We start from the raw sequence: 15,207 nt of genomic DNA, 5'->3' as shown, positions 1-15,207 counted from the left end.
TGGCCTCCGGGTCAGCCGGTGGCCGGGTAGGCGTGCGTCTCGGTCGCCTTGACCGCCACCCAGACCTGTTGGCCGGGGATCAGCCGCAGGTGGGCGGCGGCGGCCGGCGTGACGTCGGCGGCCACCCCGATCGGCCCGTCCAGTTGCACCCGCACGTTGTCACCGTGTCGTTGGACGCCGGCCACCGTGCCCGCCCAGGTGTTGCGGGGGCTGCCGTCCGGTCGGGTCGGGTGCAGAGCGACCGCGGCCGGGCGGAATGCCACGAACGCCTCGCCGTGCAACCGCTCGGCGACCGTGAGGGTCAGCTCCGGTGAAACCCGTAGCGCGTGCCCGTCGGCGCGACCCCGGTAGAGGTTCAACCCGACCAGCTGGGCGACGTAGTCGGTGCGCGGGCGGGCGGTGACGGTCGGCCCGTCGCCCTCCTGCACCACCCGGCCACCCTCCACGATGACCAGTCGGTCGGCCAGCGCGAGGGCGTCCAGTGGGTCGTGGGTGACCAGCACCGTCGCGCCCGCGTGGGCGGACAGGTGCCGGTGCAGTTCCGCGCGGGTGTCCAGCCGGGTGCGGGCGTCCAGCGCGGCGAGTGGCTCGTCCAGCAGCAGCAGTGACGGCGTCACGGCCAACGCGCGGGCCAGCGCCACCCGCTGCGCCTGACCGCCAGAGAGCTGCCGGGGCCGGCGTTGCGCCTGCGCGTCGAGCCCCACCCGGGCGAGCCACTCCCGGGCCGTGGCGCGGGCGGCCCGCCGGTCGACGCCGTGCCGGCGCGGCCCGAAGGCCACGTTGTCCAGTGCGCTGAGGTGCGGAAAGAGCAGGTAGTCCTGGAAGACCACGCCGATCGACCGGCGCTCGGTGGGCACCCAGCCCCGCGTCGCCGGGCGGTCCAGGTCGAGGCCGTCGAGCGTGACATGACCGTCGGTGAGGGGGTGCAGCCCGGCCAGCGCCCGCAACGCGGTGGTCTTGCCCGCACCGTTCGGGCCGAGCAGCGCCACCACCTCGCCCGGAGCGACCCGCAGCGGCACGTCGAGCCGGAAGGCGCCCCGGTCGACGACGAGCCGGGCATCGAGGAGTCGAGCGCTCATGCGGTGCTCATCCACCGGTCCCGCAACGCGACGAGGATGCCCACCGACACGACGAGCAGCACCAGGCTGAGCACGATCGCGGACTCCAGGTCGGTCTCCAACGCCAGGTAGACGGCGAGCGGCATGGTCTGCGTCCGACCGGGGTAGTTGCCGGCGAAGGTGATGGTCGCGCCGAACTCACCGAGCGCCCGCGCCCAGCAGAGCACCGCCCCGGCAGCCAGGCCGGGCGCCACCAGCGGCAGCGTGACGTGCGTGAAGGTGGTCCACCGGTTCGCGCCCAACGTCGCCGCGGCTTCCTCGTAGCGGTGGTCGGCGGCGCGCAGCGCACCCTCGACGGCGATCACCAGGAACGGCATGGCGACGAACGACTCGGCCAGCACGACACCCGCCGTGCTGAAGGGAAGGGTGATGCCGAACGTGGCGTCGAGCCAGCCGCCGAGCAGGCCGCGGCGGCCGAAGACCAGCAACAGCGCCACCCCACCGACCACCGGCGGCAGCACCAGCGGCACGGTGACCAGCGCGCGTACCAGCCGACGGCCGGGGAACTCGACCCGGGCCAGCACCCAGGCGAGCGGGACCCCGAGCAGCAGGCAGAGCGCGGTGGCCAGGGTGGCGGTCTGCACTGACAGCCGCAGAGCGGTCAGCGCGCCCGGCGCGGTGAGCCGCTCCGGCAGGCTCGTCCAGGGTGCCCGGACCAGCAGCCCGGCCAACGGCAGGACGAGGAACAGCAATCCCAGCCCGGCGGGGATCAGCAGCGCCGCCGGCACCCGCCCCCGCCGTCGTGGCGTGGCCTGGCGTTCGCGGGGAGCGTCGTCGCGGACCTGCTGCGTCACGGGGCCTGGAAACCCGCCTCGGCGAGGACCGCCTGCGCCGGCGCCGAGTGGACGTACGCGACGAAGGCCCGGGCACCGGCCGGATTCGGCGCGTCCTTCAGCGCGACGATCGGGTAGTCGTTGACCGCCCGCGCCGACTCGGGAAACTCCACCCCGGTCACCTCGGCGCTGGCTGCCCGCACGTCCGTACGGTAGACCAGTGCCGCGTCGACCTCGCCGAGCTTCAGCTTGGCGAGCGCGCCCTTGACGTCCTGCTCCAGGGTGACCGGCGTCAGCGCGACGCCCGCCGCCTCCAGGGCGGTGCGGGCCGCCGCACCGCAGGGCACCTGACCGGCGCAGAGCGCCACCTTCACGCCGGGCCTGCTCAGGTCGGCCAGCCCGGTCACAGCTTGAGGGTTGCCCCGGGGCACGGCGATGACCAACTGGTTGCGGGCGAAGGTGGTCGGTGTGCCGTCGGCGTTGCCCGACTCGGTGACAGTGGCCATGTTCGCCGGGGCGGCGGAGGCGAACACGTCCGCCGGCGCGCCCTGGCTGATCTGGTTGGCCAGGGCGGAACTGCCGGCGACGTTGAGGGTTACCGTGCTGCCCGGGTTGGCGGCCTCGAAGTCCTTGCCGATCCGGCGGAACGACTCGGTCAGCGAGGCGGCCGCGAACACCGTCACCGCGCCGGTGACCCGGCCGTCCGCGGCACCATCGGAGGCCCGGTCGTCGCCCGCGCCGCAGCCGGCGACCGTCAACGCCATGACCACGGCCATCGCCGTACGCGCCGCCCGCCCGGTCATCCGCCCGACCTTCCCCTGGTCGCGGCTGGTGCGGCCCGCTCCACCACCACCGTGGTCGACTTGATCACCGCGACGGCCACCGACCCGACCCGCAGATCGAGCTCGTCGACCGCCTCCCGGCTCATCAGCGAGACGACGCGGAACGGGCCGGCCTGGATGTCGACCTGGGCCATCACCGCGTCCTTGCGGACGTCGACGACGATGCCGCGCAGCCGGTTGCGGGCCGAGGAGAACCCGGCGCCCGCGTCCGGGTCGGTGGCCTGGGCGCGGGCGAACGCGGCCAGATCGACCCCGGCGATCACCCGGTGGCCGTGCTCGTCGCGCCCGGCGGTCAACCGCCCGGCATCGACCCAGCGGCGAATCGTGTCGCTGCTGACACCGAGCAGGTCGGCCGCCTCGCCGATCCGGAACATCGTCACGGGGCTCACCCTAGCTGCCGCATCTGCGAGCGCAAAAGGCCGTGGCGAGTCGTGTCTGCGTACCTCTTCGGGCTCGTCTGGCCGTAGTTGCGTGGCGGGTGGACCCGCTGGAATTTCCGACGGGTCCACCCGGTTCCCTCAGCAGTTGCGCAACTCCGGCGACTGGTTGAGCAGTTGGCCACGGGTCGACACGAAGCGGCGGTACCGCTCCCCGTCCACGGCCGACGGGCGGAACGCGGCGACGCGGTGGCAGTTCTGGAACGCCAGGCGTACGCCGAAGTGCCGTTCCAGACCGCCGCGGATCGCGTCGCTGGCCAGTGCGCGGAGCAGTTGTCCCCGGTCGGCGTCGGTGGGCGGCGGAACGACGTTGTCGGCCAGGTCGTCGTCGCCGGCCTCCAGTTCGGCGACCACCCGGCTGACGGTGGCCCAGGCGTACGGGAGGGAGTCACGGACGCAGGTGATGAAGGCCTCGTCGTCGATCGGGCCTCGTTCGGCGGCGTCGAGCAGGGCGGGCGGGACGGTGAGCGACATGGTTCTCCTCCGCATCAGCTAACGATTACCGTTTTCATTAACGGCGTGGACTGAGCAGACCACGTCCTCGGATGGACGTCAACGACCTGCGGGCGTGCCGTGGAAGAAACCGCGAAGGAAGAAGGTCAGGGCCGGCGGGGGTGGCCCTTGAGGTGCCGGCCCAGCTCGCGGGCGATCTCCCGGTTGGCGTCGCGCTCGGCCAGTGTCTGGCGCTTGTCGTAGGAGCGCTTGCCCTTGGCGAGGGCCAACTCGACCTTGGCGTAGCCGTTCTCGAAGTACATGGACAGCGGAACCAGGGTCACGCCGCCCTCGCGGACCTTGTCCAGGATCCGGTCGATCTCGGCCCGGTGCAGCAGCAGCTTGCGGTTGCGGCGCGGAGCGTGGTTGGTCCACGTGCCGTAGGCGTACTCGGCGATGTGCAGGCCGTACAGCACGATCTCACCGTCGCGCTCGTGCGCGAACGCGTCCACCAGCGAGGCCCGCCCCTCGCGCAGTGACTTCACCTCGGTGCCGACCAGCACGATGCCCGCCTCGTACGTGCGCAGCACCTCGTACTCGTGCCGGGCCTTCTTGTTCGAAGCAATCAACCGGCGTGCGGGCTGCTTGGACGGAGTCACCCCGCGACGATAGACGGAGTCACCCCGCGACGACATCTGGTATCGGTGTCACCGTGCCGGCCGGCTCAGTCGCGCGCGATGGGGGCGGGGCGCAGCCGCGCGATGAGGTCCCGTTCCGCCTCGGTGAACGCCTCCTGCGACTCGCACGGCCAGTGCCCCAGGATCGGTGGGGGAACGCTGTCGCTGGGCGCCGGCACCACGTCCTGCGGGTCGGTCAACCGCCGATCCACCGTCGCCACCGGCCCGGTCAGCGTCACCGCCTCCCCGGGCCGGTGGGCGGCGAACATCCAGCCGCCGATCGGGTCGGTGTCGCGCCACAGGTTGATCCAGCGCCAGCCGACCCGCTCACCGATCTCCCGCAGCGCCGGATCGTCGGCGTACGCCGGGAACAGCCGGGAGTACAGCCGGCCCAGCGGCGACCCGTAGGTCAGCAGGGCGACCCGGTCGGTGATCCGGGTAGGCAGTTGCAGCACCGTGGCGGCGAGCAGCACCGAGCCGTGGCTGTGCCCGGCCAGCAGCACCCCCTGGCCCTGGTCGACCAGGTAGGAGATCCGCTTGGTCAACTCCGGGACGGCGCGCTCGGCGTAACAGGGCGGCGCGAACGGGTGCGCCGCCCTGGGCCAGAAGGTGCCCAGATCCCAGAGCACGCCCACGTACCGGCGGAACTGCGCTGTCCGGTACGCGAAGATGCCGCCCACCACGAGACCGAGCAGGATCGCGGCGATGACATAGCTACCCGACCCGATCAGGAAGTTGACCATGCTCTCCGGCACTCCCACGTAACGCTGCGTCACCTCACCCGGTGGGAGTTGGAGCAGACCGAGCACGCTGGTGGCCAGGCCGAGCGCCGCCAGGCAGGCGTACACCACGGAGAGCGGTTCCAGGTTCTCGGTGAAACGGGCCCGTGCCACCGCCTGCTCGACCCGCCGCAGCCGGTCCGCCGCCTGCGCCGGCGCGTGCGGAAAGTCGGCGGCCACGATCGCCCGCGCGGCCCGCCGCCGCTGACCCCGGGTCATCCTGGTGACCAGGCCGGCCACCAGCAGAGCGGTCACCACCGCCAGGAAAAACCCGAAGATCGCCCACTTGTACGCCAGCGGAGGGCTGGTCGCCAGACCGTCAGCGGTCGTCCCGCGGCGATCGAGCAGATCCGCCACCCGGTAGACCAGCTCGGCGGAGAACGCCACGGCGAGCCCGGCCGAGATCGTCATGAAGACCGGCGCTCCCAACGCGCGCAGAGGTGACCGGCGCTGCCCACCACCCCGCCGCCAGATCACCAGGGCGGCGAGCATGACCACCAGCACGGTCTGGCTGACGAACAGCCAGGCCACGATCGCGCCGTAACCGGGCAGCGAACCGCCCTGCGGCCACGGCGCCGGGCTGATGACGACGTGCACGATCACCAGCATCGTCACGCCGGCGGCGATCGTGCGCAGCCCGCGACAGACGCCGTCCACCCGGGGCGACGGATCGGTGTGGTCGATGCTCGCCACCACGGTGACCAGGACCAGGCAGGCCAGCAGCACCGCCCCGGTGGCCGCCAGCAGGACCACCATCACCCACGAGCGGTGCTGGCTGGCGCGTGCGGCCAGCAGGCTGCCGCTCAGGGTGGCGAACGCCGCCGCGACGTGGACCGAACGCAGACGACCCACCAGCGGCTCGCCGTCCCACTGGCCGACTGCGCTCAACTGGTGCTTCGACGTCGTGGTCGCGGGCGTCCGGAACGCGTCGAACGAATGGCCCGGGCGAGCGCCCAGCCACCAGACGAGCCCGATGGCGGCGACCGGCACGAGCGCCAGCACACCCAGGCGCAGCCCGGGCGGGCGTCCGCCGAGCCAGGACAGCCCGCTCCGGCCGGCCAGGCACGACGGGGTGTCCATGCAACGCCAGGCGATCAGGTCCAGCGCCACCCCGACGATGGAGAGCACGTAGAGCGCGGTGAGGGTGAGCGCGAGCACCCGGCACAGTGCCATGAAGCCGCGCTTCGAAGCGGTCTCCGCCGGGCGCATCCAGAGCGCGACGTTGCAGAGCATGAACGGCAGCAGGAACACCAGCGACAACGTCCGCACGGCCGTGCCGGACGGCAGGTCAGACCAGCGGTACGCCTCCAGCGTCACCCCGTCCGTCCCGGTGGAGTCCGGGTAGCCGGGACGCGGTCGGTAGAACCCGCCGCTGCGGTCCCCGGCGACCTGGTGCACGTGCGGCCGGTCCAGCACCTGGTCCGCCCCCGCGCCGGAGACACCGTGCACCCGCAGTTCCACGATCCCGCCCGACGTCGTCGGTCCGGTCGCTGTCGCGTCCGCCATGGGCCCCCCGAGGTGTGCGCGGCAACCGGGCGGGTCGTCGATGTCCGGCCACCCGCGCGGCTTTCCGGCTTACCCGTCTACGTGACGGTCAACCGTGGGCCGGTGTCGGGTGGTGGTGCGGTCGACCCTCATCAGGTGATTTCATGGCGTCCATGGCAAACCCGGTGATCCTGACCATCGACGACGATCCCGTGGTGTCCCGGGCGGTGGCCCGCGACATCCGGCGCCGCTACGGGGACCGGTACCGGGTGTTGCGGGCGTCCTCCGGGCCGGAGGCGCTGGACGCGCTGCGCGAGGTCAAGCTGCGCGGTGAACAGGTGGCGTTGCTGCTGGCCGACCACCGGATGCCGGAGATGACCGGCGTGGAGTTCCTCGAGGCGGCCATGGACATCTTCCCGGCCGCCCGGCGGGTGCTGCTCACCGCGTACGCGGACACCGACGCCGCGATCGAGGCGATCAACGTGGTCGACCTGGACCACTACCTGCTCAAGCCGTGGCATCCGCCGGAGGAGAAGCTGTACCCGGTGGTCGACGGGCTGCTGGAGGCGTGGGCGGCCACCCCGGACGCGGCGAGTGCCGAGATCCGGGTCGTCGGGCACCGGTGGTCGGCCCCGTCGTTCAAGGTCCGCGACTTCCTGGCCCGCAACCTCGTGCCGTACCGCTGGTTGTTGTCCGACGACCCGGAGGGTGCCCGGTTGCTCGACGCGGCCGGTGCCACCGAGGCGGACGTGCCGCTGGTGGTGACCCCCGAGGGCAAGGCGCTGATCGCCCCGAACGAGGCCGAGCTGGCCGCGTTGGCCGGGCTGACGGTGGTGCCGGCGTCCGACTTCTACGACCTGGTGGTGATCGGCGGTGGTCCGGCGGGCCTCGGCTCGGCCGTGTACGGGGCGTCGGAGGGGTTGCGTACCGTGCTCGTCGAGCGGCGGGCGACCGGCGGGCAGGCCGGGCAGAGCAGCCGGATCGAAAACTACCTGGGCTTCCCGGACGGCGTCTCCGGCGCGCAGTTGACCGATCGGGCCCGGCGGCAGGCGGTGAAGTTCGGCGCGGAGCTGCTCAGCGCCCGGGAGGTGGTCGGTCTCAGCGAGGCCGGCGGTGCCCGGCTGCTGCGCTTCGGTGACGGCACCGAGATCGCCGCGCACACCGTGGTGTTGGCCACCGGCGTGTCGTACCGGGTGCTCGACGCGCCGGGGCTGGCCGACCTCACCGGGCGGGGGGTGTTCTACGGTGCCGCCGCCACCGAGGCGCCGAGCTGCGTCGAGCAGGACGTCTACATCGTCGGCGGGGCCAACTCCGCCGGTCAGGCCGCGGTGCACTTCTCCCGGTACGCGTCGCGGGTGCACCTGCTCATCCGCGGTGCGGACCTGACCGCGTCGATGTCGCGGTACCTGATCGACCAGCTGGAGCGGATCGACCGGATCACCGTGCACCCGCACACCGCCGTGGTCGGCGCGGTGGGGGAGGACCACCTGGAACGGCTCACCCTCTGCGACACCCGCACCGGGGAGGCCCGCTCGGTCGACACCTCCTGGCTGTTCATCTTCATCGGGGCGGAGCCGCGCACCGACTGGCTGGACGGGGTGCTGGTCCGCGACGAGCGTGGATTCATCGTGACCGGCCCCGATCTGCTCGCCGGGGGGCGGCGTCCGGCGGGCTGGTCGCTGTCGCGCGACCCGTACCACCTGGAGACCAGCGTGCCGGGCGTGTTCGCCGCCGGGGACGTGCGGGCCGAGTCGGTCAAGCGGGTCGCCTCGGCCGTCGGCGAGGGCGCGATGGCCGTGTCGCTCGTGCACCGCTACCTGGAGGCCCAATGAGCACCCCGTCCGATCGGCTGACACCGGCGCAGTTGCGCACCCTGTTCCTGTTCGAGGCGCTCGACGACGCGCAGCTGGACTGGCTGGCCGAGCACGGCCGGGTCGAGCAGCGCGCCGGCGGCACCCTCGTCTACGGCGAGGGCGAGCCCGCGACCTGCTTCTTCGTGCTGGTGCGCGGAGCGGTGGCGTTGAGTCGTCTGGTGCGCGGCGACGATGTCGAGGTCAGCCGGACCGAGCAGCGCGGGGTGTACGGCGGGGCCACGCAGGCGTACCTGGGTGACCAGGTCGAGCAGATCTACCGCAACAGCCTGCGGGCGGTGACCGACGCGGAGTTCTTCGTGCTGCCGGCGGAGGATTTCGCGTACGCCCTGCGGTCCTGGTTCCCGATGCCCATGCACCTGTTGGAGGGGCTGTTCTTCGGGATGCGGGACTCCCAGGCCATCGTCGGCGAGCGGGAGCGCCTGTTGGCGCTGGGATCGCTGTCGGCGGGGTTGACCCACGAGCTGAACAACCCGGCCGCGGCGGCGGTGCGGGCCACGTCGGTGCTGCGGGACCGGGTCGCCGGGATGCGGCACAAGCTCGCCATGATCGCCGACGGGCGGCTCGACGGCAGCGCCCTGCACGGCCTGGTCGCGTTGCAGGAGGAAGCGGTCGCCCGGGTGGCCACCGCGCCGAAGTTGACCCCGATGGCCACCGCCGACGCGGAAGACACGCTCACCGACTGGCTGGAGGAGCACGGGGTCGAGGGGGCCTGGGACCTGGCACCGATCCTGGTCGGCGGAGGGCTCGACGCGGCCTGGTTGGCGCAGGTGAAGGCGGCGGTCGGGGCAGCGGACCTGGAGGCGGCGGTGCGTTGGCTCACCTACACCGTCGACACCGAGCTGCTGATGCGCGAGATCGGCGACGCGGTCACCCGGATCTCCGGGCTGGTGGGCGCCGCCAAGCAGTACTCACAGCTGGACCGTGCGCCGCACCGGGTGGTGGACGTGCACGACCTGCTCGACGCCACGCTGGTGATGTTCAAGGGCAAGATCCCCGCCGAGGTCAAGCTGGTCCGTGAGTACGACCGGAGTCTCCCGCCGGTCCCGGCGTACCCCGCCGAGCTGAACCAGGTGTGGACCAACCTGATCGACAACGCGTTGGGCGCGATGGGGGAGAAGGGGGTCCTGACTGTCCGTACCGGGCAGGTCGGCGACCTGTTGGCGGTGGAGATCACCGACACCGGGCCGGGCATCCCGCCGGAGGTGCGTCCGCGCATCTTCGAGCCGTTCTTCACCACCAAGCCGGTCGGTGCGGGCACCGGCCTGGGGCTGGACATCTCCTACCGGATCGTGGTGCGCAAACACCACGGCGACATCCGGGTGGAGACCGAGCCGGGGCGAACCACCTTCCGGGTCCTGCTGCCGATCGCGGCAACCCCACCGGACGCGCCGACCACCTAGACCACCGCCCGACCCCTGTTGATCAAGAGGTTTGCGTCAGGAAACAGGCGCCGGGTGACCGAAACCTCTTGATCAACCCGGCTGGGTGGGGGTGAGGAAGTCGGCGAGGACCCGGGTGTGGGTGGAGAACGCCAGCTCGACCGGGTCGGTGAGCACCAGCCACTCGGTCGCCTCCTCCGTCGGCGTCGAGGGTGGCAGGTCCTCGATCCGCTGCTCGGGCAGCACCCCGAAGATCATCATCGTGTTGCCCGCCGGTGCGCCGTGCACCGCGAACAGGCGGGCGTCCTCGGCCGCCGCGATCAGGCCGGTCTCCTCCCGCAACTCACGCACGAGCGCGTCGGACCACTCCTCGCCGTACTCGATGAAGCCGCCGGGCAGCGCGAGCAGGCCGCGGGCCGGCTCGATGTCCCGGCGGACCACCACCACACCCAGGCCCTCGGCCGTGCGGACCGGCAGCACCGCGACCGCCACCGGCAGGGGGTTGCGCCAGACGGTCTCGCCGCAGGCCGCGCAGACCCGCGGCCAGCCGGTGGCCGCCGGGTAGGCGGCGCCACAGTAGGAGCAGTGCGAGTACGGCGTGCCGGTCATGTCGCAGCACGCTACTCCGACGACCCCGGAACCTGCCGCGCCGCCGCCCGCGCTCAGAGCTCCGGGGCGCCGGTGTAGAAGGCGGTGGTGCGTTCGGCGGCGGCCTTCGCCTCGTCGGCGTCGGTGCCGGCGGCGATGCTCGCCTCGCACCACAGTTGGCTGCTCAGCTCCATGGCCCGTCGTCCCTGCTCGGAGGCGGTCCACTCGGCGCCCTGCTCCGGGGTGATCCCGCTGCCGTCGGCGGCCAGGTGCGAGGCGAGACCGAGCAGGCCCAGGTCCCAGCCGACACCGACCGCGCCCGGCCCGAACTGGGCCCACCGGTCCTGGTCGACGTGCGCGATGTGATCCAGGTCCAGGCGGGCCCGCTCGCCGTCAACCGGGGTGACGCTCACCTCGATCCAGCTCACCTCGCCGCCCATCTCCCAGGTGGCGGTGAAGCGGTGCGGCGGCTCGCAGCTCTCGATGGTGCCGTGGGCGTTGCCCTGAAGTTGGTACGTGCCGCCCAGCCGCAGGTCACCGGAGATCGGCAGGAACCAGCGCGGGATCCGCTCGGCGCTGGTGCAGGCGTCCCACAGGTCCTCGACCGTCGCCTGGTAGGTCTGGCTGATCGTGGTCACCCGCGCCTCGCCGGCCTCCAGGGTGCGGCTGCCGACCGCGCGTTGGACGGCGTTGATCTGCTCGGTGGCGTCAAACATCAGGGTTCCTCTCGTCGGATGGGTCGGCTTGTCCGCGCAGTCGACGCTCACGTCGACCCCGGGCCAGCTCGGTGGCGAGTGCCGCCAGGGGTGGGGTCCAGAACCGGCGGAAGTGCTCCAGCCAGCCGTCGACCTCGCGCAGCGGCCGTGGGTCGACCGCGTAGAGCCGCCGGGCGCCCTCCGGCCGCACGGTGGCGAAGCCGTTGTCGCGTAACACCTTGAGGTGCTGGGACACGGCGGGCTGGGAGATGCCGAACTCCTCGCGGATGACCGCGCTGACCGCGCCGGCGGTCTGCTCGCCCCCGGCGAGCAGCTCCAGGATGCGGCGCCGGACCGGATCGCCCAGCACGTCGAAGGCGTGCACGCGACAGTTGTATCACCCGTGGCTTATTTAAGCCAGACCCGATACTCCGATGAGCTTGTCCAGCCGGATCGGCAACTCCCGGATCCGTACGCCGGTCGCGTGGTGCACCGCGTTGGCGACCGCCGCCGCCGTGCCGACGATGCCGACCTCACCGATGCCCTTCACCCCGGCCGGGTTCAGCTCGTCGTCGCGCTCGTCCAGCCAGTACGCCTCGATCGACTCCACGTCCGCGCAGCCGGTGATGTGGTACGTGGCCAGGTCGTGGTTGACCCAGTCGCCGTACCGCTCGTCGAGCAGGCCCTCCTCGTGCAGCGCCATCGACAGCCCCATCGTCATGCCGCCGATGAGCTGACTGCGCGCCGTCGTCGGGTTCACCACCCGCCCCGCCGCGAACACCCCGAGCATCCGGTTCAGCCGCACCTCGCCGGTGTCCGCGTCCACCCGCACCTCGACGAACTGCGCCCCGTACGCGTACCGGGGCAGCGCCGGCTGCCCGCCCACCTCCTCGGTGGTGTCCGCCGCGGCGGTCACCTCGCTGGTCGGCGGCGTGCCGTCGCGCAGCTTCTCGCGTAGCGCCTGAGCGGCCCGTATCACCGCCCAGCTCCAACTGGAGGTGCCCATCGAGCCCCCGGCCACCGGCGCGGTCGGCAGGGCACTGTCGCCGATGCGGATCTCCACCCGCTCCGGCGGCACCCCGAGGGCGTCGGCGGCCACCTGCCACATCGCCGTCCGCGCCCCGGTGCCGATGTCGGTGGCGTTGACCCGCACCAGGAAACTCCCGTCGGGCCGGGCGGTGGCCGTCGCCGCCGACGGCCGGGACCGGGCCGGATAACTCGACCCGGCCACCCCCGTCCCGATCAGCCAGCGCCCGTCGCGCCGGGACCGGGGTGCCGGATCACGCCCCGCCCAGCCGAACCGTTGGGCGCCCTCGCGCAGGCAGGCCACCAGGTTGCGGCTGGTGAAGGGGCGTCCCTGCTCGGGGTCGACAGCGGTGTCGTTGCGGATGCGCAACTCCACCGGGTCGATGCCGACGGCGACGGCCAACTCGTCCAGCGCGGACTCCAGGGCGTACGCGCCGGGGCACTCGCCGGGGGCGCGCATCCAGAACGGCGTGGGCACGTCGAGGCGGACCAGCCGGTGCGTGGTGCGACGGTGCGGCGCGGCGTACATGCTGCGGGTGTAGACGGCGGTCTGTTCGGCGAACTCCTGGATGGTCGAGGTCTGGCTGATCGCGTCGTGGCAGATGGCGGTGAGCCGGCCGTCGGTGTCGGCGGCGAGGCGGACCCGCTGGATGGTGGGGGTGCGGTAACCGATCGGCCCGAACAGTTGCTGGCGGGTCAGCGCCAGCTTGACCGGGCGGTCCACGTGTCGGGCGGCGAGGGCGGCCAGCACCACGGCGGCCTTGGCGTACCCCTTGCTGCCGAAGCCACCGCCGACGTGCTCGGCGACCACCCGGACCGACTCCGGCGGCAGCGCGAACAGCTCCGCGAGGGTGGCCTGTACCGAGGACGCGCCCTGGTTGGAGTCGTGCACCACCAGCCGTCCGTCGTGCCACTGCGCGGTCGTGGCGTGCGGCTCCATCGGGTTGTTGTGGTAAGCCGGCGTCCGGTACGTGGCGTCCACCCGCACCGGGGCGGCCGCGTACCCGGCGTCGAAGTCACCCTCGGCGGTGTCCGTCGGGTAGCTGGGGTTGACGTGCTCCGGCGCGTACAGGCCGGGGTGGTCGTCGGTGAGAACGGTGCTGTGTGGGCCGGTGTCGTAGTCGATCCGGACCAGCCGGGCGCCCTCGCGGGCCGCCTCCAGCGTGGTGGCCACCACCACGGCGACGAACTGCCCCCGGTAGTGCACCGTCGGTTCCTGCAACAGCCGCAGCTCCGACGGTGGGCCGGGCGCGATCCGGGGCGCGTTGCCGTGGTGCAGCACGGCCAGCACGCCGGGCGACGCCAACGCCTGCGTCGTGTCGATCCGGGTGATCCGGCCCCGCACCACCGCCGACGGCACCGCCCAGCCGTAGCTGACCCCGTCCACCGGGTACTCCACCGCGTACCGGGCCGCGCCGGTGACCTTGGCGGGGCCTTCCAACCGGGGGTACGCCCGTCCAACCGCCCCGGTGCTCACGACGACGCCAGTTCGGTGAGCGCCCGCACGGTGATGGCCCGGGTCAGTGGCAGCTTGAAGCCGTTGTGCCGCAGCGGGCGCGCCTGCGCCAGCTCCGCGTCGGCGGCCCGGGCCGCCAACTCCGGGCTGAACGGACGGCCGCGCAGCTCCTCCTCGGCCCGGTAGGCCCGCCACGGCCGGTGGGCCACCGCCCCGTACGCCAGGCGCACGTCGCGGACCACGTCCCCGTCGAGGTCCAGGACGGCGGCCACCGAGCCGGCGGCGAAGGCGAACGAGGCCCGGTCGCGCACCTTGAGGTACGTCGAGCGGCGCGCGGCCGGCAGCGGCGGTAGCCGGACGGCGGTGATCAGCGTGCCCCGGGTCAGGGTGGTCTCCCGTTCCGGGTGGGCGCCGGGGGAGCGGTACAGCTCGGCGATCGGGATGTCGCGGGGGCCGTCGGCTCCGTGCACCTCCACCACCGTGCCGAGCGCGGTCAACGCGACGGCCAGGTCGGACGGGTGGGTGGCCACGCACTGCTCGGACCAGTCCAGCACCGCCAGGTCGCGGTTCTGGCCGTGCAGGGCCGCGCAACCGCTGCCCGGTTCCCGTTTGTTGCACGCCTTCCCGGTGTCCTGGAAATAGACGCAGCGGGTGCGCTGCAACAGGTTGCCGCCGGTGGTGGCCATGTTGCGCAGCTGTCCGGACGCGGCGGCGAGCAGGGCGCGGGCCAGCACCGGGTAGTCACGGCGCACCACCGGGTGGGCGGCGAGGTCGCTGTTGCGGACGGTCGCGCCGATGCGCAGCCCACCGTCGGGCACCTCCTCGACGGTGTCGAGCGGCAGCCGGGTCACGTCCACCAGCACGTCGGGGCGCTGCACCCCGAGCTTCATGAGGTCCACCAGGTTGGTTCCGCCGCCCAGGTAGGCGCCCTGCGGTTCGGCGGCCAGCACGGCGACCGCCTCGGCCACGTCGGCGGGCCGGTGGTAACGGAACGCCCTCACGACGACGCCGCCCTCATCGCGCGGGCCGCCGGCTCGCGCGCACCCGCCGTCTCCCGCACGGCCGCGACGATGTGCGGGTACGCCGCGCAGCGGCACAGGTTGCCGGCCATCCGCTCGCGGATTTCCGCGTCGGTCAGTTCGACGCGCGTGTTCAGGTCCTCGGTGACCGCGCTGGGCCAACCCCGGGAGACCTCGTCGAGCATGCCGCGGGCGGAGCAGAGCTGCCCGGGGGTGCAGTAGCCGCACTGGAACGCGTCGTGCGCGACGAAGGCGGCCTGCAACGGGGACAGGCCGTCCGGCCCGGCCAGCCCTTCGACGGTCACCACGGAGCGGCCGTCCACGGTGACCGCGAAGATCAGGCAGCTCTTGACCCGGCGGCCGTCCAGCAGCACCGTGCAGGAGCCGCACTGGCCGTGGTCGCAGCCCTTCTTCGCCCCGGTGAGGTCGAGGTGTTCGCGGAGGGTGTCGAGCAGGGTGGTGCGGTTGTCCAGGGTGACTTCGCGGGACGCGCCGTTGACCTCGATCGTCACCCGGGACGAGTGGCGCTCGTCGGTCGTCGTCGCGTTCTCCGGTCCGCCCTGCACCGGCCCAGACTAGCTTTGTCGGTATATCTCAGGGCGAATAACGCAAAGCCCTCGCTAGGGG

The 15,207-nt window shown here is 72.7% G+C and carries 15 protein-coding genes; 2 read left to right on the top strand and 13 right to left on the bottom strand.

All coding sequences use genetic code 11. The features are described from left to right. Positions 1-11: 11 nt before the first annotated feature. The 7 genes from EV382_RS09740 to EV382_RS09710 all read right to left on the bottom strand — a co-directional run bounded on the left by EV382_RS09740 (position 12) and on the right by EV382_RS09710 (position 6,564). The gene (locus EV382_RS09740) at positions 12-1,079 is read right to left on the bottom strand and encodes an ABC transporter ATP-binding protein (protein WP_130401240.1); all 1,068 of its coding nucleotides are present in this window, start codon (positions 1,077-1,079) and stop codon (positions 12-14) included. Beyond that, positions 1,076-1,912 carry an ABC transporter permease gene (locus EV382_RS09735; protein WP_130401239.1) on the bottom strand — a complete coding sequence of 279 codons (837 nt, stop codon included), beginning with the start codon at positions 1,910-1,912 and terminating at the stop codon, positions 1,076-1,078. The genes EV382_RS09740 and EV382_RS09735 overlap by 4 nt, the downstream gene beginning before the upstream one ends. Continuing rightward, positions 1,909-2,694 carry a molybdate ABC transporter substrate-binding protein gene (gene modA, locus EV382_RS09730; protein ID WP_130401238.1) on the bottom strand — a complete coding sequence of 262 codons (786 nt, stop codon included), beginning with the start codon at positions 2,692-2,694 and terminating at the stop codon, positions 1,909-1,911. The genes EV382_RS09735 and modA overlap by 4 nt, the downstream gene beginning before the upstream one ends. Further along, positions 2,691-3,113: a TOBE domain-containing protein gene (locus tag EV382_RS09725; RefSeq protein WP_130401237.1), complete on the bottom strand. Its 423-nt coding sequence runs from the start codon at positions 3,111-3,113 to the stop codon at positions 2,691-2,693. The genes modA and EV382_RS09725 overlap by 4 nt, the downstream gene beginning before the upstream one ends. Before the next feature lie 138 nt (positions 3,114-3,251). Further along, complete coding sequence (locus EV382_RS09720) at positions 3,252-3,644, bottom strand: SCO5389 family protein (RefSeq protein ID WP_130401236.1); 393 nt, start codon at positions 3,642-3,644, stop codon at positions 3,252-3,254. Between the two features lie 125 nt (positions 3,645-3,769). Then, entirely contained in the window at positions 3,770-4,297 is a 528-nt protein-coding gene (smpB, locus tag EV382_RS09715; RefSeq protein WP_130401235.1) for an SsrA-binding protein SmpB, read from the bottom strand. Between the two features lie 29 nt (positions 4,298-4,326). Beyond that, on the bottom strand, positions 4,327-6,564 hold the full coding sequence (locus EV382_RS09710; protein WP_130401234.1) for a hypothetical protein: 2,238 nt from the start codon (positions 6,562-6,564) through the stop codon (positions 4,327-4,329). Between the two features lie 143 nt (positions 6,565-6,707). Between EV382_RS09710 and EV382_RS09705 the strand changes: the two genes are divergently transcribed. Then, a complete protein-coding gene (locus EV382_RS09705) occupies positions 6,708-8,375 on the top strand; it encodes an NAD(P)/FAD-dependent oxidoreductase (protein WP_244236610.1) in 1,668 nt (555 codons plus the stop codon). Then, positions 8,372-9,817, top strand: a complete 1,446-nt coding sequence (locus EV382_RS09700) for an ATP-binding protein (RefSeq protein WP_130401233.1) — start codon at positions 8,372-8,374, stop codon at positions 9,815-9,817. The genes EV382_RS09705 and EV382_RS09700 overlap by 4 nt, the downstream gene beginning before the upstream one ends. Positions 9,818-9,889: 72 nt before the next feature. Here the strand turns inward: EV382_RS09700 and EV382_RS09695 are convergent, their stop codons facing one another. The 6 genes from EV382_RS09695 to EV382_RS09670 are packed head-to-tail and all read right to left on the bottom strand — an operon-like array spanning position 9,890 to position 15,092. Beyond that, a complete protein-coding gene (locus EV382_RS09695) occupies positions 9,890-10,405 on the bottom strand; it encodes an NUDIX domain-containing protein (protein ID WP_130401232.1) in 516 nt (171 codons plus the stop codon). A 53-nt stretch (positions 10,406-10,458) separates the two neighbouring features. Further along, on the bottom strand, positions 10,459-11,100 hold the full coding sequence (locus EV382_RS09690; protein WP_130401231.1) for an SRPBCC family protein: 642 nt from the start codon (positions 11,098-11,100) through the stop codon (positions 10,459-10,461). After that, positions 11,093-11,464, bottom strand: coding sequence for an ArsR/SmtB family transcription factor (locus tag EV382_RS09685; RefSeq protein ID WP_130401230.1), 372 nt, complete (start codon positions 11,462-11,464; stop codon positions 11,093-11,095). Before EV382_RS09685 ends, EV382_RS09690 begins: the two co-directional genes overlap by 8 nt. 27 nt (positions 11,465-11,491) lie before the next feature. Then, positions 11,492-13,582: a xanthine dehydrogenase family protein molybdopterin-binding subunit gene (locus EV382_RS09680; protein WP_130401229.1), complete on the bottom strand. Its 2,091-nt coding sequence runs from the start codon at positions 13,580-13,582 to the stop codon at positions 11,492-11,494. Further along, the gene (locus EV382_RS09675; RefSeq protein ID WP_130401228.1) at positions 13,579-14,562 is read right to left on the bottom strand and encodes an FAD binding domain-containing protein; all 984 of its coding nucleotides are present in this window, start codon (positions 14,560-14,562) and stop codon (positions 13,579-13,581) included. The genes EV382_RS09680 and EV382_RS09675 overlap by 4 nt, the downstream gene beginning before the upstream one ends. Continuing rightward, positions 14,559-15,092, bottom strand: coding sequence for a 2Fe-2S iron-sulfur cluster-binding protein (locus tag EV382_RS09670; protein WP_208758589.1), 534 nt, complete (start codon positions 15,090-15,092; stop codon positions 14,559-14,561). Before EV382_RS09670 ends, EV382_RS09675 begins: the two co-directional genes overlap by 4 nt. Positions 15,093-15,207: the final 115 nt, after the last annotated feature.

This window comes from Micromonospora violae, from assembly GCF_004217135.1.
Taxonomy (GTDB): domain Bacteria; phylum Actinomycetota; class Actinomycetes; order Mycobacteriales; family Micromonosporaceae; genus Micromonospora; species Micromonospora violae.
This window is presented reverse-complemented; position numbering and strand designations above follow the sequence as displayed.